Below are 18,972 nucleotides of genomic sequence, written 5' to 3'. Positions count from 1 at the left end.
GTTTGTCGTAAAGGGCCGCTGGCCAGAAGGCCGCGCCTGATGGGGTAACCGACTATTTTAACGCTTTGCCGTCAGATTGCTGAAACGGCCATATCCGTGGTGTTTTTCTTTCGGTATGCTTGGGTCTTTCCTGAATTGATCTGTTGGAGACGAGGGCATGGGCGTTTTAAAGGCAAAGCCTGTTTTGAGTCGTTGCAAGCATGTGGCCCTGGCCACCTTGCTCATGGTGCAAGGCGCATCGTTAGCCTTGGCCCAGGCCTTGCCGCCCGAGCTGGCTTCGGTCTGGAATGCCAGCCGCTTGCCGCAATCATCCCTGTCCATCGTGGTGGACGAAGCCGAGGGCCCGCGTCTGATTGGCGTCAATGCCCAAGAGCCCCGCAACCCCGCCTCGGTAATGAAACTGGTCAGCACCTGGGCAGGTTTGTCTGCGCTGGGGCCAGAATACACGTGGCGCACGACCTTGATGGCCCAGAATGGCTTGCAAGTGGATGAACAAGGCACCTTGAAAGGGCCTTTGTATATCAAGGCGGGGGGCGATCCGTTTTTGACCGTGCCGCAATTGTGGGACATGTTGCGTGAGCTTCGTTTGCGTGGAGTGAAGAATCTGACCGAAGTTGTTGTGGATCGTTCCATCTTCGGTAACGTCACCATCAATCCGGGCGACTTCGATAATGCGGGCGACCGCCCCTATAACGCCAGCCCGGATGCCATGATGGTGGGGTTGGGGGCGTCCCGACTGGTGTTTCAGCCGGATACCCAAGCGCGTAAGTGGGTTGCGATTATCGACCCGCCCTTGCCGGGCGTGCGCGTTCAGGGTGAAGTCGAGTGGTCGACGGCGACCTGCCCGGGTTCGCCCGTGGTTGGCACCCAGATTCAGCCTGAGGCCGGGGGCATGGTGGTCCGTGTCAGTGGCAAGGCTGCCGCCTCCTGCGGTGAGTTCAGCGTGTACCGACTGGTGCATTCCCAAACCGAATTTTTCGACAAGCTGTTTCGTAGCCTGTGGCGCGATCTGGGCGGCACCTTGGCCCGGGATATCAAGACAGGGCGTGTGCCTGCCCGTGCCCAGGCAATTACCTGGCATGATTCGCGGTCATTATCCGATTTGATTCGCCTTGTTAATAAGCAAAGCAATAACGTGATGGCCCGGACCATTTTGCTGACCGTGGGCGCAGAGATGAGCGGTCCGGGCGCGACCGTTGCGAGTGGTGAACGGGCTGTCATGGGAATTTTAGGTCGCCAGGGTGTCAACACGGCTGGCTGGACGGTGGACAATGGTTCCGGCCTGTCGCGTAATGGACGCGTTACAGCGGGCGGCATGGCCGACATGTTGAAAGTCGCCTGGCGCTCGAACTGGATGCCTGAGTACATTTCTTCCTTCGCGATTTCCGGTGTGGATGGCACGGTGCGTTCGCGCTTGCGCGATGAGGAGGTTCAGGGCCGTGCCCACTTGAAAACCGGAACGCTACGCGATAGTCGCGCGCTGGCCGGTTACGTGCTGGGAGCCAGCGGAAAGCGGTATATTGTCGTCATGATGGTCAATGACGAACGTTCTGCTGCTGCCCGACCCTTTTTTGACTCGGTGGTGAAGTGGTTGGCAGTACGTTAACGATCACGATAGTGCGGGCTGCTGTGCAGCAGCCCCGTTTTTAGTTAGTCCCTAATTGAATGAAGCAATCATGCCCATACACGAAATACGTCACCCATTAATCCGCCATAAACTGGGTTTGATGCGCAAGGCAGATCTGAGCACAAAAAATTTCCGTGAAATGTCCCAGGAAATTGCCTCTTTGCTGACCTACGAGGCCTGCAAGGATTTGCCCCTGGAACCCACCACGATTGAAGGCTGGTGTGGCAATGTGGAAGTGGAAAAGCTGGCTGGCAAGAAAGTGACGGTTGTCCCTATCTTGCGTGCCGGTATTGGCATGTTGGACGGGGTGTTGAACTTGATTCCTGGCGCCAAGGTCAGTGTGATCGGTATCGCCCGAAATGAAGAAACCTTTGAGGCCCAGACCTATCTGGAGCGTCTGGTCGGCGAATTGGATCAGCGCCTGGCCCTGATTATCGACCCCATGCTGGCAACCGGCGGCTCCATGGTCGCCACGATCGATCTGCTGAAAAAAGCGGGCTGCAAGAATATTCGTGCTCTGGTGTTGGTGGCGGCCCCCGAGGGCATTGCCACTCTTGAAAAACATCACCCTGATGTCCATATCTATACCGCGTCCATTGATCAGCATCTGGACGAGCATGGGTATATTGTGCCGGGCCTGGGTGATGCGGGTGACCGTATTTTTGGTACGCGTCAGAAGGTTCAGGACGGCGACGAGTAATTCCGGAACTTGTTGTGCTTTTTTACAATCCCTTGCCAGCACACTAGAGGGGATGGGCATAATAAAGCGTTAAGTCTACGTTTCACTGAACCCAGAATGCTTATGAAACTGAATGCTTGGATGGCTGCTCCCCTGTTGCTTACGTTGGGCCTGGGCTCGGCTCGGGCTGGTTTGTGCGATGTTCCTTTCATGCGTGACGGTGGACAGGTGCAACTGACGGGCTCGGGTTTTCTGGCCTTGGGCGCGGATCTGGCGTTTTCCGACGTGAAAAAGCAGGGTGGTGATCAATGCCAGGCTCGCGTGCAAGGCAAGGCGAGTGTGGCCTTGGCGGGTTTGCCTGCCAGCAAGCCTAATATTGACTATGTCATGACCGTGCGCGATGGTCGCACCCGTTTCCAGCGTGATGATGGCCGTGGTGGTCTGCAAGCTGTTCAGGGATCGTTTGATCTGCGTTTGCTGGGGCTGTTCTCTTACGAGCATGGTGGTCTGCAAGACGGGCAGACTTTCCCCCGTCAGAGCTTTCAGATCAATCTGGACAAGCGAAGTCAGGCCAATGTTTTGCGCATCCATACTGGTGCCAAGACGGTTGGCGCTCAACAATCCATACAGACTGCATTGGGCAGTTACCAATGCTGGCCTATTCGCTATCAACGCGAGATCGAGCCTACCCAGGCCAGTTTCAGTGGCATCAGCCTGCCTATTCCGGGAATCAATTCCCAGGTTACCGATTGGTATTGCCCGGATGTGCAGATGGTCATGAAGCAAGAAAGCATTCAGAACGGTGTACCGTCTACGGTAGAGGTGACCCAACTGAAGTAAGCCTGTGATGAACATGTCACAGGTTCTCCGAGTATCTTTCTCCTGGACATAACAGGTTAAAGAATTTTGTGCGGCGCTGCTATGGCGCCATTCACTTGGCGATACGTATTTGTCGCGTGTCCCTTTCAACGGCAAGGAGTTATTTATGGCTACCAAGAAAAGTGTGGAAAACAGCGGAGACAAATTCATCGAGGAAGTGAAAGCAAGCCTGGATGAGGCCGAAAAATTGATGCGTGAAGCAGCCGAGGCCACGGGCGATAAGGCCGGTGAGCTGCGTGAAAAAGCGTTGCGCTCATTGCGCGTGACCCGGGATTCCTTGCACGATGCCCAGGAAGCGGTAGTGGATCACAGCCTGCGTGCTGCCAAGGCAACCGACAATTATGTCCATGACAAGCCTTGGCAAGCGATTGGCGTGGCCGGTATTGTGGGCCTGATGTTCGGTATGCTGATCAGCCGTCGTTAATCTGTCTGTGCTCTGCGCTGCGGGCCTTTTGTGGGGCTGCAGCAGCATAAAAAGCAGCCTTGCCGATCTGGACTTTGCCGTCCAGATCGGCAGCCTTTTAGAAACCAGGCTCTTGTCCTTGCCAGCAAGGACAAGATGTCGCAGAGCAGGGATAAATCATGGCGCTTAGGCAAACTATCAGTCAGCTTGGTTCTACCTTGATAGGGGCTGTCAGTACCCGGCTGGAGCTGTTTGCTCTGGAGGCGGGTCAGCAAAAGGCGAGCCTGATCACTATTTTCAGTATGGTGTTTGGCGCACTGCTGTTCTCCACTCTGGCGGTGTTGGTTTTCAGCTTGTTGCTGGCTTTGTACTTCTGGCCTACGGACTATCGTTACTGGGCCTTGGGCGTACTGGTCGTTTTGTATGCCGGTTTGGGAGTGGGTTTGTTCCTGGCCGTACGCCGTCGTCTGACCACCGGCCCGATTCCTTTTTCGGCCACCTTGTCCGAGTTGCGTCGCGATGTCGCGTTTATTGAGCGTTTGAGGGATTCCGAGGAGGACGGGAAATGAGCACAAAGCAAGAGGGCATGTCCGCCCAGGAGCGGGCTGTGCGTATTGAACTATTGCGAGTCCGTGCCTCCCTGGAGCGGCAAAGCATGTCGTCCCAGATTCATTCCCTGGGAGAAGATTTAAGCCCCGGCAATTTGTGGAACAGCATCAAGCCGTCGGGTTTAAGTGTGGGCGGTGTGGTGGCCAGTGCATTGTCCTTGTCGCGCCGTTATCCGTTTCTGTTGTCCGGTGCCTCGGCGGTGCTGAGCAGTTTTGGTGGGCGCTGGCTGCGTATCGGAGCCTTGGCTCTGGGAGCCTGGAAATTGTTTGATTCTTCCAGGTCGGCAAGCGAAAAAGCACGCAACGTACTGGTTCCAGTACGGCGCAAAACCGATGCGGACGAGTAAGTCTGCTTGTCTGTTTGAAAACCGGCCCAGGCCGGTTTTTTCTTTCCTGCCTAGCCGTTCTTTTCGCTGCCCTGTTGAATGGCCCACTTGAATGAGCTGAATAAAACAAAGACCATGCACCCTTGCGGTGATGGTCTTTGTTTGTTTTTGGAACGTGCCATATGAAGGCGCGTTTTGGCTTACAGCCCCAGCGACCCCCACATATCGTCCACTTTCTTCTTGGTGGATTCATCCATCTGGATAGGTGTGCCCCATTCGCGCTGGGTTTCTCCGGGCCACTTGTTGGTGGCATCCATACCCATCTTGCCGCCCAGTCCCGAGACCGGCGAGGCAAAGTCCAGATAGTCGATAGGCGTGTTTTCCACCAGCACGGTATCGCGCACCGGGTCCATACGGGTGGTCATGGCCCAGATCACTTCCTTCCAGTCGCGCGTGTTCACGTCCTCGTCCACCACCACGATGAACTTGGTGTACATGAACTGGCGCAAGATGCTCCAGACACCAAACATCACGCGCTTGGCATGGCCTGCGTATTGCTTGCGAATCGATACCACGGCCAGGCGGTAGCTGCAGCCTTCGGGTGGCAGGTAGAAGTCCACAATTTCAGGCAATTGCTTGCGCAGCAGGGGCACAAAGACTTCGTTCAGCGCGACGCCCAGCACAGCAGGTTCATCGGGCGGTTTGCCGGTGTAGGTGCTGTGGTAAATCGGGTTGCGGCGCATGGTGATGCGCTCAACGGTAAAGACCGGGAACCAGTCCTGTTCGTTGTAGTAGCCGGTGTGATCGCCATAAGGGCCTTCCAGCGCCATTTCGTAGCTGCTGTCGGCGGGTGGCTTCATCCCTTCGGGGACGTCGGGAGCCAGAGCCTCTGGGTGGTTGCTGGGCAGGATATGGCCTTCCAGTACAATTTCGGCCCAGGCGGGCACGGACAAGTCGCTACCCACGGCTTTGGCCACTTCAGTGCGTGAGCCGCGCAGCAAACCGGCAAACTGGTATTCGGACAGGCTGTCAGGAACCGGCGTCACAGCACCCAGAATCGTGGCCGGATCGGTGCCCAGGGCGACTGCAATCGGGAAGGGTTTGCCGGGGTTGGTCAGGGCGTGATCGCGGAAATCCAGCGCCCCGCCACGGTGGGACAGCCAGCGCATGATCAGTTTGTTACGGCCAATCAGTTGCTGACGGTAGATACCCAGGTTCTGACGCTTGGCATGAGGGCCTTTGGTAATGACCAGACCCCAGGTCAGCAAGGGGGCCACGTCGCCGGGCCAGCACAGTTGCAAGGGGATCTGGTTCAGGTCTACATCCTTGCCTTCCAGCACGACTTCCTGACATGCGGGAGAGCGGACCTGCTTGGGGCTCATATCCCACAGGGCGGATTTGAGCATGGACACTTTGGACAGGGCGTCACGCATTCCAGTGGGAGCTTGTGGTTCTTTCAGATTGGCCAGCAGCTCGCCAGTGTCGCGTAATGCCGACACATCCTGTGCACCCATGCCCCAGGCGACGCGTTGCGGTGTGCCGAACAAATTGGCCAGAACGGGCATGGCGGCTTTGGCGCCTTGATGCTGGGCGTTCTCAAACAACAGCGCCGGTCCACCGGCACGCAGTACCCGGTCACTGATTTCAGTCATTTCCAGTGAGGTGGAAACGGGCTGCGTAATCCGCTTCAGATCGCCCTTGGCTTCCAGTTGGGCAATAAAGTCTCTCAAGTCACGGTATTTCACAGAAGAACGGGGCTCCGCTTGCAGATATGTTTGGTTAAGACCTTGAACAGGTTCTAAGGTTAACATCGGGCAGTTAGCAATACTAAGGATGATCCCATGGGCTTCCAAGATATGGACTATGTACTTAGTCGCTCGGCCCGCACCCTGACGTATCGCATCGGTGAGTTTGTGCACGTATGTGCCATGTACCTGGGCATTGCCGTACTGGTGACGATTGCAGCCTGTGTGGTTGTGCCATCGATGCGCGCTCAGTTTAACCAGCTTTATACCGGTCTCGTGCAAACCCTGCGCCCCGAGGCGGTGAAATACGATGCGTACAGCCAGGCGGTCTGGCCTGCGGACAAGACACAGCCCAACCCGTCCGAAGAGGGCGAGGACTTGAGCCAGACAGAGCAGCAGCAAGCTGTCTCTACTTATCAGGGCTTTATGAGAAACCTGCGTGCTTCGGTCACCGGGCAGCCCATTGCGGGCGTGACGGCGGCTCAGCAGCAGGCCTTGCGCAGCTATCTGGCGCGCAAATACAAGATTGCCTATTCGGTGGCGGGGGCCTTGATCCACACCGCTTTTATTGTGGGCAAGGAAAAGAACCTGGACCCGCAACTGATTCTGGCGGTGATCGCTATTGAGTCACGCTATAACCCCTATGCGGAAAGCCATGTCGGTGCTCAGGGCCTGATGCAGGTGATGACCAAAGTCCATAAAGAGAAGTTTGATATCTATATGGAAGGCACGCTGGCCGTGCTGAGTCCCGAGGCGAATATTCGGGTGGGCGCGCAGATTCTGTCGGACTGTATTCGTCGCCGTGGGTCTTTGGAGGGTGGCTTGGCCTGTTATGTGGGAGCTACCGGCCCTAGTGATGGAGGCTATGGGGCGAAGGTGCTGGCTGAACGTCGCCGTATTGCCTTGGCCTCGGGCATTCCAATCCGGTCTCGCTAAGCAGTCTGCATAGGAAAAGAAATCGGGCCTTGCGGCCCGAAATGCTGAAACGGCAACGGGCTTCACGACCCGAGTGATTGAAAAGATGCGGGGCTCAGCGGCCCAGAAATTGGCCTAGACGGTTGATCGCCTCCTGCAAGCGGTCCATGCCCGTGGCGTAGGACAGACGCAAGGTGTAAGGCGCGTGGGCCGTGCCAAAGTCCCGGCCCGGCACAGCGGCCACACCCGCCTCGTGGAGCAGTTGCTGCGAGAAAGCATCGCTGTCCTGGCTGTATTCACGAATATCCGTATAAATATAGAAAGCGCCATCCGGGCGCACGGGTACGCGCAGACCCAGCCGCTCCAGCTCGGGCAACAGATAATCACGACGCTGCTTGAAAGCCAGGCGGCGCTCTTCATAAATCGCCATGGTTTCCGGTTCGAAGCAGGCCAGAGCGGCATGTTGGGCCAAAGAGGGCGCGCAGATTGCCAGACTGGCGGCCATACGCTCGCAGGCTTCTGTCATCCAGGTGGGCAGAATCAACCAGCCCAGACGCCAGCCCGTCATGTGGAAGTACTTGGAAAAGCTATTGATCACAATAATGTCCTGATCCAAGGTCAGGGCGCTCAGTGGCGCCTCTTCATAAAACAGACCCAGATAAATCTCGTCCATGATGATGAAGCCGTCACGGGCGCGTACTTCCTTGATCAATGCTTGCAGAGCAGGGCGGGAAATCGTTGCACCAGTGGGATTGTTGGGCGAAGCAATCAGAACGCCGCGGGTCTTGGGACCCCAGTGCTCGCGAATGTGCTGGGCGCTTAGCTGAAAGCGTTCCTCTGCCGAGGCGGGAATCAGGCGGGCTGTTCCACCGGCAGCCATGATGAAGTTCTGGTTGGCCGGGTAGGACGGATCGGGCATCAGCACTTCGTCGCCGGGATTGATCAGGGCCAGCGTAGCCAGAGACAGGGCACCCGATGCGCCGGCCGTGACCACAATACGCGAGGGATCGACACGGGCCTGGAACTGCTGCTCGTAATACAAGGCGATACGTTCGCGCAAAGCCGTCAGGCCGGCAGGGGCAGTGTATTGACCTAAACCTTGATTGCTGGCCTGATGCAGCGCATCGACCACGGTTTGCGGGGCGGTGAAGTCCGGTTCGCCTATGCCCAGGCTGATAATGTCGCGGCCAGTGGCCTTTAAGGCATTGGCCTGTTTGAAGAGTTCAACAGCATGAAAAGGAAGAACATGTTCGGTACGACTGGCGAGGCGGGACATACGGCAAATCTCGGGTAAAAAGTGTATTGTAGGACCTTGCTCAAAAGGGCGTCAGGTGGCTGTGGCATGTGCGTGTGCCCTGCAGGGGTGCAAACAGGCGGGCCAGTGAGACTCAAGTTTAGGTTTGTTGCAGGAAAAGTCTATGGTTTCTTCGTCGCGGCGTGCATTTTTGATGGGGCGTCGTCCTCCCCAAACAGCGTGGCAGACATTTTGTTCGCGCCTGAAAGCCCGGGTCCAGGGCGAGTGGTCCGAACTTAACGCTGAGCCGCATCACGAGCAGGCCCGTCTGGAGCCCGCTTCCAGTGCGGATGTGCATATGGTGTTGACGCTGGCTGCCGAGTACGGCGTGACGGTGTGTCTGGAAGGCGTGCCGCAGGCCAGTGAAATCGATGGCCCCATGATTGTTCTGGCCCCAGGCCGACAGATGGCCCGCTGTGATCGTCTGGAACCGAATTCCAATCGTTGGTTTGTTCAGCCCGGCTGTTTGCTGGGTGAGATGGAAGCCAAAGGTTTTCACGGTCTGGCCAATGCCCCGGCTGGCATGACCGTCGCTGCCTGGCTGGCCGACCGTCGTCAGCATGACTGGCCTAGTGGTCGCACGGCCTTGTCAGGTGTGCTGCATTGTTCAGTCATCCTGGCGGACAACACGCAAGCGGCCTTGGGTCCTTTTGGACAGGACAACCGTAACCCCTTGGATAGCCTGCGCATGCAGCAATTGATTCCGGCCTTGTTTCAGTTGATGGGCGAATCGGAAACCCAGGCCCTGCGACAAGAGCACTGGCCTTGCCGCTATAGGCTGGATGCGTTGGAGCCGGTTGACGGCGAGGGTATCAATTTGGCTCATCTGATGCTGGGCCACGGCGGTGATTTGGCCTGGGTGGAATGGCTGGTGCTGGATGATGCCGTTTTAAGCGGCTCGGACCCACAAGATTGGTCCTGGCCGAATCAGGAGCAGTCCTGGCAGGCTCAGGATGTGGATAGCCGCATCAAAGCCCTGTTTGATCCTGCGGACCGATTCTCCTATCCGGGCCAGACGCTGTAAGTTTGTCCTGGCTTGCCCTTGACCCATGTTGTAACTCAAGGGCTAGAATGGTTCTTGCTTTGGCCTTGAGGGTCAGGCAAGGTGACCGGGGTTTCGGAGACAAGCACAGCATTTAGCGTATCAAGCCACGCGCTTGTTTGAGTTTACGTTGACAGGCAATGGCCACTTTCTGGCGATCCCGGTCCGTGTTAACTGGATTTTTTGGTAGGTATACAGCATGGACGCCAATTTTCGGAAAGCAGCTCTGGAATATCACGAGCAGGGCAGGCCCGGAAAGTTATCGGTCACGCCGACCAAGCAGCTCTCCAACCAGCGTGATCTGGCTTTGGCGTATTCGCCTGGGGTGGCGGCCGCGTGCGAGGAAATCGTTAACGACCCGCAAAATGCCTTCCGCTATACCGGTCGGGGCAATTTGGTTGGGGTGATTTCCAACGGCACGGCGGTGCTGGGTCTGGGCAATATTGGCGCCTTGGCCTCCAAGCCGGTCATGGAAGGCAAGGCCGTGCTGTTCAAGAGTTTTGCCGGTCTGGATGTTTTTGACATCGAGATCAATGAAACCGACCCTGACAAGCTGGTGGACATTATTGCTGGCCTGGAGCCGACCTTTGGCGGCATCAATCTGGAAGATATCAAAGCGCCCGAGTGCTTCGAGGTGGAGCGCAAGCTGCGCCAGCGCATGAGCATTCCAGTTTTCCACGACGACCAGCATGGCACCGCGATTTGTGTGACAGCCGCCTTTCTGAATGGCCTGAGCGTGGTGGAAAAAGACCTCAAGCAGGTCAAAGTAGTGACCTCGGGTGCAGGTGCTGCCGCGCTGGCGTGTCTGGATTTGATGATTGATATGGGTCTGCCGCTGGAAAATATCTGGGTTACCGATATTGATGGTGTGTTGTACGAAGGTCGCCCCGGTAATCCTGTGCCCGAGCTGGCCCGTTTCGCCAAACAGACCGACGCTCGTACTTTGAGTGACGTGATTGATGGTGCCGATGTGTTTCTGGGCTTGTCCGCCGGTGGCGTGCTCAAGCCCGAGATGCTCAAGAAAATGGCCGCTCGGCCATTGATTCTGGCTCTGGCCAATCCCAATCCCGAGATCCTGCCCGAAGACGCCCACGCCGCACGCGATGATGTCGTTATGGCAACTGGCCGTTCGGATTACCCGAACCAGGTCAATAATGTGCTGTGTTTCCCCTATATCTTTCGTGGTGCGCTGGACGTAGGCGCGACTACGATTACGCGTGGCATGGAGAAAGCCGCTGTGTTGGCCATTTGCCAACTGGCGCGTGAAGAGCAGGATGAAGGCGTAGCGGCCGCTTATGGCCTGGAAGAGGTTTCTTTCGGTCCTTCCTTCTTTATTCCCCGTCCCTTTGATTCGCGCCTGATTGTGCGTATCGCCCCTGCTGTTGCCAAAGCGGCCATGGAAGAGGGCGTGGCGACCCGTCCGATTGCGGATCTGAACAGCTACATCTATCAGCTGCGTCAGTTCGTCTACAAGTCCGGCTCGTTCATGAAGCCGATTTACTCGCTGGCCCGTGGCCTGGTGCAGGACGGTGCCAAGTCGCGCGTGGTGTTCAGCGAAGGCGAGGACGAGCGCGTGTTGCGTGCGGTACAAATTATTGTGGACGAAGGGCTGGCCAGCCCGATTCTGGTGGGGCGTCCTGCTGTTCTGCAGCAGCGTATTGAACGCTACGGCCTGCGCCTGCGTCTAGGCATTGATGTGGAAGTGACCAACCCCGAACAGGATGATCGTTTCCATCGTTACTGGACCAGCTATTGGGAAATCATGTCGCGTCGCGGTATCAGCAAAGAGATGGCGCGGGTAGAAATGCGCCGTCGCCCGACGTTGATCGGCGCCATGATGCTGCACTTGGGGGATGCCGATGGCATGATCTGCGGTACGGTGGGGCGCTACGAAAACCATCTGGAGCTGGTGGATCAGGTCATTGGCAAGGCTCCGGGCGTGGAGACTTATGCGGCCATGAATATTCTGCTGCTCAGTGAGCGCACCGTGGCCTTGACGGACACACACGTGAACCACGACCCCGATTCGGTTCAGGTAGCCGAGATCACCTTGGCGGCGGCTCGCAAGATGCGCCAATTCAATATCGAACCCAAGGTGGCTTTGCTGTCCAGCTCGAACTTTGGAACCAATGATTCGCCTGCCGCTGTCACCATGCGCGGTGCGCTGGAGCGTGTGCGCAAGCTGGACCCTGGCCTGGAAGTGGATGGGGAAATGCACGGCGACTGTGCGCTGGATGAAAAAGCCCGCCATCAGATCCTGCCCACCTCGGCCCTGACCGGCGAGGCGAACCTGCTGGTGTGTCCGAACGTGGAGGCCGGCAATATTGCCTACAACCTGCTCAAGACGGCGGCTGGTGGCAACGTGGCGATCGGCCCCTTTCTGTTGGGGGCACGGGCGCCGGTGCACATCATGACGTCCACTTCCTCGGTGCGTCGTATCGTCAATATGACGGCGGTCACAGTGGTGGATGCCAACGTCGCTACTGAAGGTTGATAGCTATCATGATCCAGCGCCCTCCCGCTTCCGTGGCATTGATCCTGAATGGGGGCGGGGCGCGCGGCGCGTATCAGGCCGGGGTGTTGGCCGGTTTGCTGGAACTGCTGGACCCGGATCGCAAGCCTCAGTTTCGCAACCCCTTCGATATTATTTGTGGTTCGTCGGCCGGTTCTATCAATGCTGCCGGACTGGCATGTCGCGCTGACAAGCCACACGAGGCTGTCGACCATATACAACAGTTGTGGGGGTCGTTGCGTACTAACGATATTTTTCATGCTGACCCCTTGCAGTTGCTGGCCACCAGTGTGCACTGGGTGGCGACGCTGGCCTTGGGTTGGCTGGCCCCGCGTCTGCGGGACCATGTGCCGCATTCCATGCTGGACAATTCACCGCTGCGCGACCTGCTGGAAGAGAGCCTGGACTTTGATCGCCTACAGCGCAATCTGGCTCAACAGCATCTGGGGGCCTTGGCGATTACGGCTGCGGCCTACACGACTGGCGAACACCTGACTTTTTATCAGTGTGACGAGCGCATTCGCCCTTGGTCGCGAAATCTGCGCCGCGCCATTCCTGGAGTGATCGGGGTTGATCACCTGATGGCTTCCAGTGCGATTCCCTTCATGTTTCCGGCTCAGTCTTTGCAGGTCGGTAAGCAAACCCAGTGGTGTGGGGACGGGACGATGCGTCAGTTGGCCCCTATCAGCCCAGCGATTCATTTGGGTGCGCGTAAGGTCTTGATTGTGGGTACGGGATACGCCGATAACACCTATCACGAGCAAGAGTGCAAGGATCCGCCATACCCCTCTTTGGCGCAAATCAGTGGCTATGCCTTATCCAACATATTCCTCGATAGTGTGTCAACGGATATTGAGCGTATGGAACGCATCAATACATTGCTTGCCTATATGCCTGCAAATGTATTACAAAGCCAATCGCTGCGTCCTGTCAGCACGTTTGCCATCACTCCCAGCCGCTCGCTGGATGAAATTGCCACTCGGCATATTCATCAGATGCCAACTGCTGCACGTACCCTATTTCGAGTACTTGGTGTATCTTCAAAGTCCGGTCCGACCACAGGCGGTGCATTAATCTCATATTTGTTATTCGAGTCCGGCTATACCCAAGAGCTGATCGAATTAGGAAAGACCGATACCATGAGTCGTCGTGAAGAAGTATTAGCGTTTTTTAAGGAAGCGTCCTGATGAGCCAATCCCTGACTTTGCAAGAGGCTTTGCAACAAGGTGGCGTGCTCGACGCAACAGGCCTGACGGCTGCTGATTTTCTGGAGCAGGCACAGGGCCAGGGGCTGACCGCCCTGGAAGTAAGTTGTGATCGTGCGCGCAATCGTTCCGCTGTGCTGCGAGCAGTCGCCAAGGCTGTCGATTACCCTGAGTTTTTTGGTGGCAATCTGGATGCGCTTTACGATTGCCTGTGCGATACCGTGCTGGACCAGAAAACAGGGCTGGCCCTGTGGCTGGACAATCTGCACAGTGGTGATCCTGCATTGGAAAAAGACGCCCAGGCGATTTTGGGTGTGTGTGAAGATGTGCAGGCCTGGGCCTCGAATAACGAGCGCCGTTTTGTCTGTGTCGTTCTACACGCTGGCAAGCACCCTGACCCTGAACCGGGTGAGACCCCAGCTTCTTACTCCAGCCAGGACGAGGAATAAGCCCTATTCCCAGCCTTGCAAGGCGCTGATCGCTGCTGTCAGCGCCAAGGCGGCGGTTTCGGTTCGCAGCACACGGTGCCCGAAACGAATCGCCTGAGCCTGGGCACCCAGTGCCACCTTCTGCTCTTCGGGCGACCAACCGCCCTCTGGGCCAATCAATATCGTCATGGCCTGATCTTGTGGTCCAATGGCCTGCGCCAGTTGCTGGGGGGCATCAGGATCACAAAATAGATGCAGGCCAGTTTCAGCCACACGAAAGTACTCGGCCAATGTCAGCGGCGCTGACAGTTCCATCAAGCGGTTGCGGCCACATTGCTCGCTGGCCGACTCAATCACTCTTTGCCAATGGCCCATGCGTTTGGCCTGCCGCTCCGCGTTCAGTTGCAGCACACTGCGTTGCGCGCGAATGGGCACAAAGTGGCTGACACCCATTTCCACGGCTTTTTCGATAATCCAGTCCATCTTGTCGCTGGAGGCAATGCCTTGCAGCACCGTAATGCGACCGGCCAGCTCACGGACAGGTGTTTCAGCCGTCCCCAGGCTGGCAAAGCCTTTCTTGCCCTCAATACGCAAAGTGGCAGGGTATTGGGTCCCGAGTCCGTCAAACAGGACGATGCCCTGACCATCCTTTAAACGCAGCACCCGGATGGCGTGGTGTGCCAACGCCTCGGGCAGGGCGATCTCGGTTTGAGCTGTCAGGCCCAAAGGGTGGTAGAAGCGTGGAGCTGCCATATCAAGACACCATCAAGCAAAAAAACCGCACAAGCATACCGTACCCAGGGCAGGGGAAGAAAGCACAAGGCCCCCGCTCAAGTGAGGGCGATTTAGCGCCAGCAATGCTAAAATAGCGCGTTTTATAAACTAATCAGGGCCGTGAGCCGTCCGCCTGCCGGAATTGTCGCGTCGCCGCCCCAATGAGCTTCTAATGGATATTGCGTCAGCCTCTGATAAAACCCTAGCCAATGCCGTCCGTGCCTTGTCTATGGATGCCGTGCAACAAGCTAATTCGGGCCACCCCGGTGCGCCTATGGGCATGGCCGATATCGCCCAGGTTCTCTGGTCCCGGCACCTGAAACACAACCCTGCCGACCCTGCCTGGTTTGATCGCGACCGTTTTGTGTTGTCAAACGGCCACGGTTCCATGCTGATCTACGCTTTGTTGCACCTTAGCGGCTACGACCTGCCCATGGACGAGCTGCGCAACTTCCGTCAGATGCATTCGCGTACTCCCGGTCACCCTGAGGTGGGTATTACCGCTGGCGTGGAAACCACCACAGGTCCTTTGGGCCAGGGTCTGGGTAATGCCGTCGGTTTTGCATTGGCAGAGGCCTTGCTGGCGCGTGAGTTCAACCGCGAAGGCCATGATGTGGTCGACCACCTGACCTGGGTATTCGCTGGCGACGGCTGTTTGATGGAAGGTATCTCGCACGAGGCTTGCTCCCTGGCCGGTACCTGGAAACTGTCCAAGCTGGTCGTGATGTACGACGATAACGGCATCTCCATCGACGGCAAGGTCGAGAACTGGTTTGGTGACGACACGCCCGCTCGTTTTGAAAGCTACGGCTGGAACGTGATCCGCGCGGTTGACGGCCACGATGCGGCGTCTATCCACAATGCGATTGAGCAAGCTCGCCGCAACGCGAAAGAGGGCACGGGTCCTACCCTGATTTGTTGCCGTACCGTGATCGGTAAAGGTGCTCCTAACGCCGCCGGTTCCGAGAAAGTCCACGGTGCTCCACTGGGTGCTGATGAAATCGCCGCTACCCGTGCTGCGCTGGACTGGAAGCACGGTCCGTTTGAAATTCCTCAGGAAGTCTATCAAGGTTGGGATTGCCGCGAAAAAGGCGGTGCTCAGCAAGCGGAGTGGCAAAAGCGTTTTGACGCCTACAGCCAGGCTTACCCTGAACTGGCCGCCGAACTGGCCCGTCGTTTGAAAGGCGAACTGCCTGCCGACTACAGCGCCAAAGTACAGGCCTTTATTGAAGAAACCGCCCAGAAGGCCGAAACTATTGCATCGCGTAAAGCCTCGCAATTGGCGATCAATGCCCTGGTCAATGTGTTGCCAGAAATGCTGGGCGGCTCGGCTGATCTGACTGGCTCGAACTTCACCGACTGGAAGGGTGCCGAAGCCGTACGCGCCCACGCTGATGGTCTGCACTTTGGTCGCCACATCAATTACGGTGTGCGTGAATTCGGTATGGCTGCCATCATGAATGGTTTGGCTCTGCACGGTGGTTACCTGCCTTTTGGCGGTACCTTCCTGACGTTCTCCGATTACTCGCGCAACGCCATCCGTATGGCTGCCTTGATGAAGCAGCGTGTTGTGCACGTCTTTACCCACGACTCCATTGGTCTGGGCGAAGACGGCCCTACACACCAGTCCATCGAGCACGCCAACAGCCTGCGCCTGATCCCCAACCTGCACGTCTGGCGTCCTTGCGACACCACGGAAACCGCCGTGGCCTGGGCCTGCTCGGTCGAGCGTCCTACCAGCATTGGCATGGACGTACAGAACGGTGGTCCTAGCGCCTTGCTCTTGTCGCGCCAGAATCTGCCTTTCGTCGAGCGCGATGCGCAAACCATCCAGAACATTCGTCGTGGTGGCTACGTGCTGCGTGACGCGCAAGATGCGCGCGCCATCATCATGGCAACCGGCTCGGAAGTCGGTCTGGCTCTGCAGGCTCAGGAACAGTTGGCCCAGCAAGGGATTGCGACCCGCGTGGTGTCCATGCCTTGTACCAACCTGTTCGACGCTCAGGACAAACAGTGGCGTGATCAGGTTCTGACCCCCGGTATCCCGCGCGTGGCGGTTGAAGCCGGCACCACCGGTCTGTGGTTCAAGTACGTGGGCCTGGAAGGCGCTGTAGTGGGTATTGATACCTACGGCGAATCCGCCCCGGCTGGCGTCCTGTTCAAGCATTTTGGTCTGACAGCAGAGAAGGTCGCTGCGGCCGTTCAAGAAATTTTGTAATTGGAGTCTGACATGACGATTCGCGTCGCAATCAATGGTTATGGTCGTATCGGCCGCATGATCTTGCGTGCCCACTACGAGTACGGCAAAAAACACGATATCGAGATCGTGGCCATCAACGCCTCGGGCGGTGCCGAGATCAATGAACACCTGACTCGCTATGACTCCGTGCATGGCCGTTTCAACGCCGATGTCTCGCTGGATGGCGATCATCTGGTGGTCAACGGTGACCGTATCCGCCTGCTGAGCCAGCGCGATGCGCTGACCCTGCCTTGGGCTGAACTGGGTGTGGACGTGGTGCTGGAATGTACCGGCGCGTTCACCACCAAGGAAAAAGCGGGCGAGCACATTCAGGCCGGTGCCAAGAAAGTCATCATCTCGGCCCCCGGTGGCAAGGATGTGGACGCCACCATCGTGTACGGCGTGAACCACGACATTCTGAAGAGCACCGATACCGTTATCTCCAACGCATCGTGCACCACCAACTGCCTGGCTCCGCTGGTTGCTCCTTTGCACAAGGAACTGGGTGTGGTCAGCGGTCTGATGACCACCATCCACGCTTACACCAATGATCAGGTCCTGACCGACGTGCGTCACAAGGACATGCGCCGTGCCCGTTCGGCCACCAGCAGCATGATCCCCACCAAGACCGGCGCGGCGGCTGCTGTGGGTCTGGTGCTGCCAGAACTGAATGGCAAGCTGGACGGTTACGCGGTGCGCGTTCCGACCATCAACGTGTCCATGGTTGACCTGACTTTCGTGGCCAGCCGCAACACCAGCGTTGAGGAAGTGAACGGTATTCTGAAAGCCGCTTCGGAAGGCGCCATGAAAGGCATTCTGGACTACTGCACCGAACCTCTGGTGTCCATCGACTTTAACCACACCACCGCCTCCAGCACGGTTGACTCCTTGCTGACCAAGGTGACCGGCGGCAATATGGTCAAAGTGGCTGCCTGGTACGACAACGAATGGGCTTTCTCCATTCGCATGCTCGACAGCACCATCGCGTTGATGTCGGCCAAGTAAGATCCAAGTAGCAGGGGCGGGATTTCCCGCCCCTGTCACGTTAATTCCCAGAACAAAAAATCATGTCTACAAGCATCAAGACCTTGTCTGCGCTGGCCGAAACGGACGCGCTGCGAGGCAAGCGGGTATTTATCCGCTCTGATCTGAATGTCCCCCTGCAAGACGGACGCATTACCGAAGACACGCGCGTGCGTGCCTCGGTGCCAGCCATTCGCATGGCGCTGGATGCCGGCGCGGCGGTGATGGTTACGTCTCACCTGGGTCGCCCCAAAGAAGGGGAATGCCAGCCTGTGGATTCGCTGGAACCCGTGGTGCAGCGTCTGTCCGAATTGTTGGGCATGCCTGTTGAGCTGCGTCGCAATTGGCTCGAGGGTGTGCAAGTGTCGCCCGGTCAGGTGGTCTTGCTGGAGAACTGCCGCTGCAATGTGGGTGAGAAGAAGAACGATCCCGAGTTGGCTCGTAAAATGGCAACCTTGTGTGACGTTTACGTAAACGACGCCTTCGGTACGGCTCACCGTGCTGAAGCGACTACCGAAGGTATCGCCCGCTTTGCTCCCGTGGCTTGCGCCGGTCCTTTGCTGGAAGCCGAGTTGACGGCCCTGGGCCGTGCCCTGAACCAGCCTGCCCGTCCTTTGGTGGCGATTGTGGGCGGTGCCAAGGTGTCCACCAAACTGTCCATCCTGCGCGCTTTGGCGGAAAAAGTGGACCAGTTGGTGGTCGGTGGCGGCATTGCTAACACCTTCATGATGGCCAGCGGCCTGTCTGTGGGCAAATCCCTGGTGGAAGAAAGCCAGTTGGAAGAAGCCCGCGAAGTGATCCGCATCATGAAAGAGCGCGGCGCTGAAGTGCCTATCCCTGTGGATGTGATGTGCGCCAAGTCCTTTGCTGCTGATGCAGCGGCTGAAATCAAGGCTGCAGATCAGGTGCAGGATGATGACATGATTCTGGACGTAGGCCCGCAAACGGCTCAACAGATCGCTGACATCATTGCCAAAGCGGGCACCGTGGTCTGGAATGGCCCCCTGGGCGTGTTCGAGTTCCCGGCTTTCGCACAAGGCACCGAAACGCTGTCGCGCGCGATTGCAGACTCCAAGGCTTTCTCGATTGCTGGTGGTGGCGACACCCTGGCCGCGATTGCCCAGTTCAATATTGGTGACGATGTGGACTACATCTCCACCGGCGGTGGCGCCTTCCTGGAATTCCTGGAAGGCAAGCGTTTGCCAGCCGTGGCTGCGTTGGAAGACAAGGCTTAAGCCGGTCTTTGCTTCTTAAGAAAAAGCCAGTCAACGAA

At 57.4% G+C, this 18,972-nt stretch carries 17 protein-coding genes; 14 read left to right on the top strand and 3 right to left on the bottom strand.

All coding sequences use genetic code 11. The features are described from left to right. Positions 1 to 157: 157 nt before the first annotated feature. The 6 genes from dacB (at position 158) to ACDI13_RS06855 (ending at position 4,543) form a co-directional block, all read left to right on the top strand. A complete protein-coding gene (gene dacB / locus ACDI13_RS06880) occupies positions 158 to 1,606 on the top strand; it encodes a D-alanyl-D-alanine carboxypeptidase/D-alanyl-D-alanine-endopeptidase (RefSeq protein WP_316989380.1) in 1,449 nt (482 codons plus the stop codon). 70 nt (positions 1,607 to 1,676) lie between these two features. Continuing rightward, positions 1,677 to 2,327, top strand: a complete 651-nt coding sequence (upp, locus tag ACDI13_RS06875; RefSeq protein ID WP_316989379.1) for a uracil phosphoribosyltransferase — start codon at positions 1,677 to 1,679, stop codon at positions 2,325 to 2,327. 102 nt (positions 2,328 to 2,429) lie between these two features. Then, a complete protein-coding gene (locus ACDI13_RS06870) occupies positions 2,430 to 3,146 on the top strand; it encodes a hypothetical protein (RefSeq protein ID WP_316989378.1) in 717 nt (238 codons plus the stop codon). 145 nt (positions 3,147 to 3,291) lie between these two features. Then, complete coding sequence (locus tag ACDI13_RS06865; RefSeq protein ID WP_316989377.1) at positions 3,292 to 3,609, top strand: DUF883 family protein; 318 nt, start codon at positions 3,292 to 3,294, stop codon at positions 3,607 to 3,609. Positions 3,610 to 3,767: 158 nt separating this feature from the next. After that, positions 3,768 to 4,157 carry a phage holin family protein gene (locus ACDI13_RS06860; protein ID WP_316989376.1) on the top strand — a complete coding sequence of 130 codons (390 nt, stop codon included), beginning with the start codon at positions 3,768 to 3,770 and terminating at the stop codon, positions 4,155 to 4,157. Further along, complete coding sequence (locus tag ACDI13_RS06855; RefSeq protein ID WP_316989375.1) at positions 4,154 to 4,543, top strand: hypothetical protein; 390 nt, start codon at positions 4,154 to 4,156, stop codon at positions 4,541 to 4,543. The genes ACDI13_RS06860 and ACDI13_RS06855 overlap by 4 nt, the downstream gene beginning before the upstream one ends. Positions 4,544 to 4,722: 179 nt before the next feature. On the opposite strand, the gene ubiD is transcribed toward ACDI13_RS06855, so the two are convergent. Continuing rightward, positions 4,723 to 6,267, bottom strand: a complete 1,545-nt coding sequence (gene ubiD, locus ACDI13_RS06850) for a 4-hydroxy-3-polyprenylbenzoate decarboxylase (RefSeq protein ID WP_316989374.1) — start codon at positions 6,265 to 6,267, stop codon at positions 4,723 to 4,725. 96 nt (positions 6,268 to 6,363) lie between these two features. Here ubiD and ACDI13_RS06845 point away from each other — a divergent pair, with 96 nt between their 5' ends. Beyond that, positions 6,364 to 7,203, top strand: coding sequence for a lytic transglycosylase domain-containing protein (locus ACDI13_RS06845; protein WP_316988213.1), 840 nt, complete (start codon positions 6,364 to 6,366; stop codon positions 7,201 to 7,203). Positions 7,204 to 7,297: 94 nt separating this feature from the next. On the opposite strand, the gene ACDI13_RS06840 is transcribed toward ACDI13_RS06845, so the two are convergent. Further along, positions 7,298 to 8,458, bottom strand: a complete 1,161-nt coding sequence (locus ACDI13_RS06840) for a pyridoxal phosphate-dependent aminotransferase (RefSeq protein WP_316988212.1) — start codon at positions 8,456 to 8,458, stop codon at positions 7,298 to 7,300. Positions 8,459 to 8,600: 142 nt separating this feature from the next. Between ACDI13_RS06840 and ACDI13_RS06835 the strand changes: the two genes are divergently transcribed. The 4 genes from ACDI13_RS06835 (at position 8,601) to ACDI13_RS06820 (ending at position 13,684) form a co-directional block, all read left to right on the top strand. Then, on the top strand, positions 8,601 to 9,500 hold the full coding sequence (locus ACDI13_RS06835; protein WP_316988442.1) for a hypothetical protein: 900 nt from the start codon (positions 8,601 to 8,603) through the stop codon (positions 9,498 to 9,500). Between the two features lie 217 nt (positions 9,501 to 9,717). Beyond that, positions 9,718 to 12,012, top strand: a complete 2,295-nt coding sequence (locus ACDI13_RS06830; RefSeq protein WP_316988443.1) for an NADP-dependent malic enzyme — start codon at positions 9,718 to 9,720, stop codon at positions 12,010 to 12,012. Positions 12,013 to 12,020: 8 nt separating this feature from the next. Beyond that, a complete protein-coding gene (locus ACDI13_RS06825; protein ID WP_316988444.1) occupies positions 12,021 to 13,217 on the top strand; it encodes a patatin-like phospholipase family protein in 1,197 nt (398 codons plus the stop codon). After that, a complete protein-coding gene (locus ACDI13_RS06820; protein WP_316988445.1) occupies positions 13,217 to 13,684 on the top strand; it encodes a barstar family protein in 468 nt (155 codons plus the stop codon). Before ACDI13_RS06825 ends, ACDI13_RS06820 begins: the two co-directional genes overlap by 1 nt. 3 nt (positions 13,685 to 13,687) lie before the next feature. Here ACDI13_RS06820 and ACDI13_RS06815 read toward each other — a convergent pair whose 3' ends face one another. After that, positions 13,688 to 14,416 (bottom strand): 16S rRNA (uracil(1498)-N(3))-methyltransferase, encoded by a 729-nt coding sequence (locus tag ACDI13_RS06815; RefSeq protein ID WP_316988446.1) that lies wholly within the window; start codon positions 14,414 to 14,416, stop codon positions 13,688 to 13,690. A 193-nt stretch (positions 14,417 to 14,609) separates the two neighbouring features. Between ACDI13_RS06815 and tkt the strand changes: the two genes are divergently transcribed. The 3 genes from tkt to ACDI13_RS06800 all read left to right on the top strand — a co-directional run bounded on the left by tkt (position 14,610) and on the right by ACDI13_RS06800 (position 18,934). After that, on the top strand, positions 14,610 to 16,655 hold the full coding sequence (gene tkt / locus ACDI13_RS06810) for a transketolase (protein ID WP_316988447.1): 2,046 nt from the start codon (positions 14,610 to 14,612) through the stop codon (positions 16,653 to 16,655). A 12-nt stretch (positions 16,656 to 16,667) separates the two neighbouring features. Beyond that, on the top strand, positions 16,668 to 17,681 hold the full coding sequence (gap, locus tag ACDI13_RS06805) for a type I glyceraldehyde-3-phosphate dehydrogenase (RefSeq protein WP_009455139.1): 1,014 nt from the start codon (positions 16,668 to 16,670) through the stop codon (positions 17,679 to 17,681). A gap of 62 nt (positions 17,682 to 17,743) precedes the next feature. Then, positions 17,744 to 18,934 (top strand): phosphoglycerate kinase, encoded by a 1,191-nt coding sequence (locus ACDI13_RS06800; protein ID WP_316988448.1) that lies wholly within the window; start codon positions 17,744 to 17,746, stop codon positions 18,932 to 18,934. Positions 18,935 to 18,972: the final 38 nt, after the last annotated feature.

Origin of the sequence: Alcaligenes faecalis (genome assembly GCF_041521385.1) — a bacterium.
Lineage (GTDB): Bacteria > Pseudomonadota > Gammaproteobacteria > Burkholderiales > Burkholderiaceae_B > Alcaligenes > Alcaligenes faecalis_E.
Note: the sequence above shows the minus strand (reverse complement) of the source record. Positions and strands in the feature narration are given on the sequence as shown.

Excerpts from the sequence above, each read along its gene's own strand:
- dacB (WP_316989380.1), top strand. The coding sequence starts at position 158 with ATGGGCGTTTTAAAGGCAAAGCCTGTTTTGAGTCGTTGCAAGCATGTG.
- upp (WP_316989379.1), top strand. The coding sequence starts at position 1,677 with ATGCCCATACACGAAATACGTCACCCATTAATCCGCCATAAACTGGGT.
- ACDI13_RS06870 (WP_316989378.1), top strand. The coding sequence starts at position 2,430 with ATGAAACTGAATGCTTGGATGGCTGCTCCCCTGTTGCTTACGTTGGGC.
- ACDI13_RS06865 (WP_316989377.1), top strand. The coding sequence starts at position 3,292 with ATGGCTACCAAGAAAAGTGTGGAAAACAGCGGAGACAAATTCATCGAG.
- ACDI13_RS06860 (WP_316989376.1), top strand. The coding sequence starts at position 3,768 with ATGGCGCTTAGGCAAACTATCAGTCAGCTTGGTTCTACCTTGATAGGG.
- ACDI13_RS06855 (WP_316989375.1), top strand. The coding sequence starts at position 4,154 with ATGAGCACAAAGCAAGAGGGCATGTCCGCCCAGGAGCGGGCTGTGCGT.
- ACDI13_RS06845 (WP_316988213.1), top strand. The coding sequence starts at position 6,364 with ATGGGCTTCCAAGATATGGACTATGTACTTAGTCGCTCGGCCCGCACC.
- ACDI13_RS06840 (WP_316988212.1), bottom strand. The coding sequence starts at position 8,458 with ATGTCCCGCCTCGCCAGTCGTACCGAACATGTTCTTCCTTTTCATGCT.
- ACDI13_RS06835 (WP_316988442.1), top strand. The coding sequence starts at position 8,601 with ATGGTTTCTTCGTCGCGGCGTGCATTTTTGATGGGGCGTCGTCCTCCC.
- ACDI13_RS06830 (WP_316988443.1), top strand. The coding sequence starts at position 9,718 with ATGGACGCCAATTTTCGGAAAGCAGCTCTGGAATATCACGAGCAGGGC.
- ACDI13_RS06825 (WP_316988444.1), top strand. The coding sequence starts at position 12,021 with ATGATCCAGCGCCCTCCCGCTTCCGTGGCATTGATCCTGAATGGGGGC.
- ACDI13_RS06820 (WP_316988445.1), top strand. The coding sequence starts at position 13,217 with ATGAGCCAATCCCTGACTTTGCAAGAGGCTTTGCAACAAGGTGGCGTG.
- ACDI13_RS06815 (WP_316988446.1), bottom strand. The coding sequence starts at position 14,416 with ATGGCAGCTCCACGCTTCTACCACCCTTTGGGCCTGACAGCTCAAACC.
- tkt (WP_316988447.1), top strand. The coding sequence starts at position 14,610 with ATGGATATTGCGTCAGCCTCTGATAAAACCCTAGCCAATGCCGTCCGT.
- gap (WP_009455139.1), top strand. The coding sequence starts at position 16,668 with ATGACGATTCGCGTCGCAATCAATGGTTATGGTCGTATCGGCCGCATG.
- ACDI13_RS06800 (WP_316988448.1), top strand. The coding sequence starts at position 17,744 with ATGTCTACAAGCATCAAGACCTTGTCTGCGCTGGCCGAAACGGACGCG.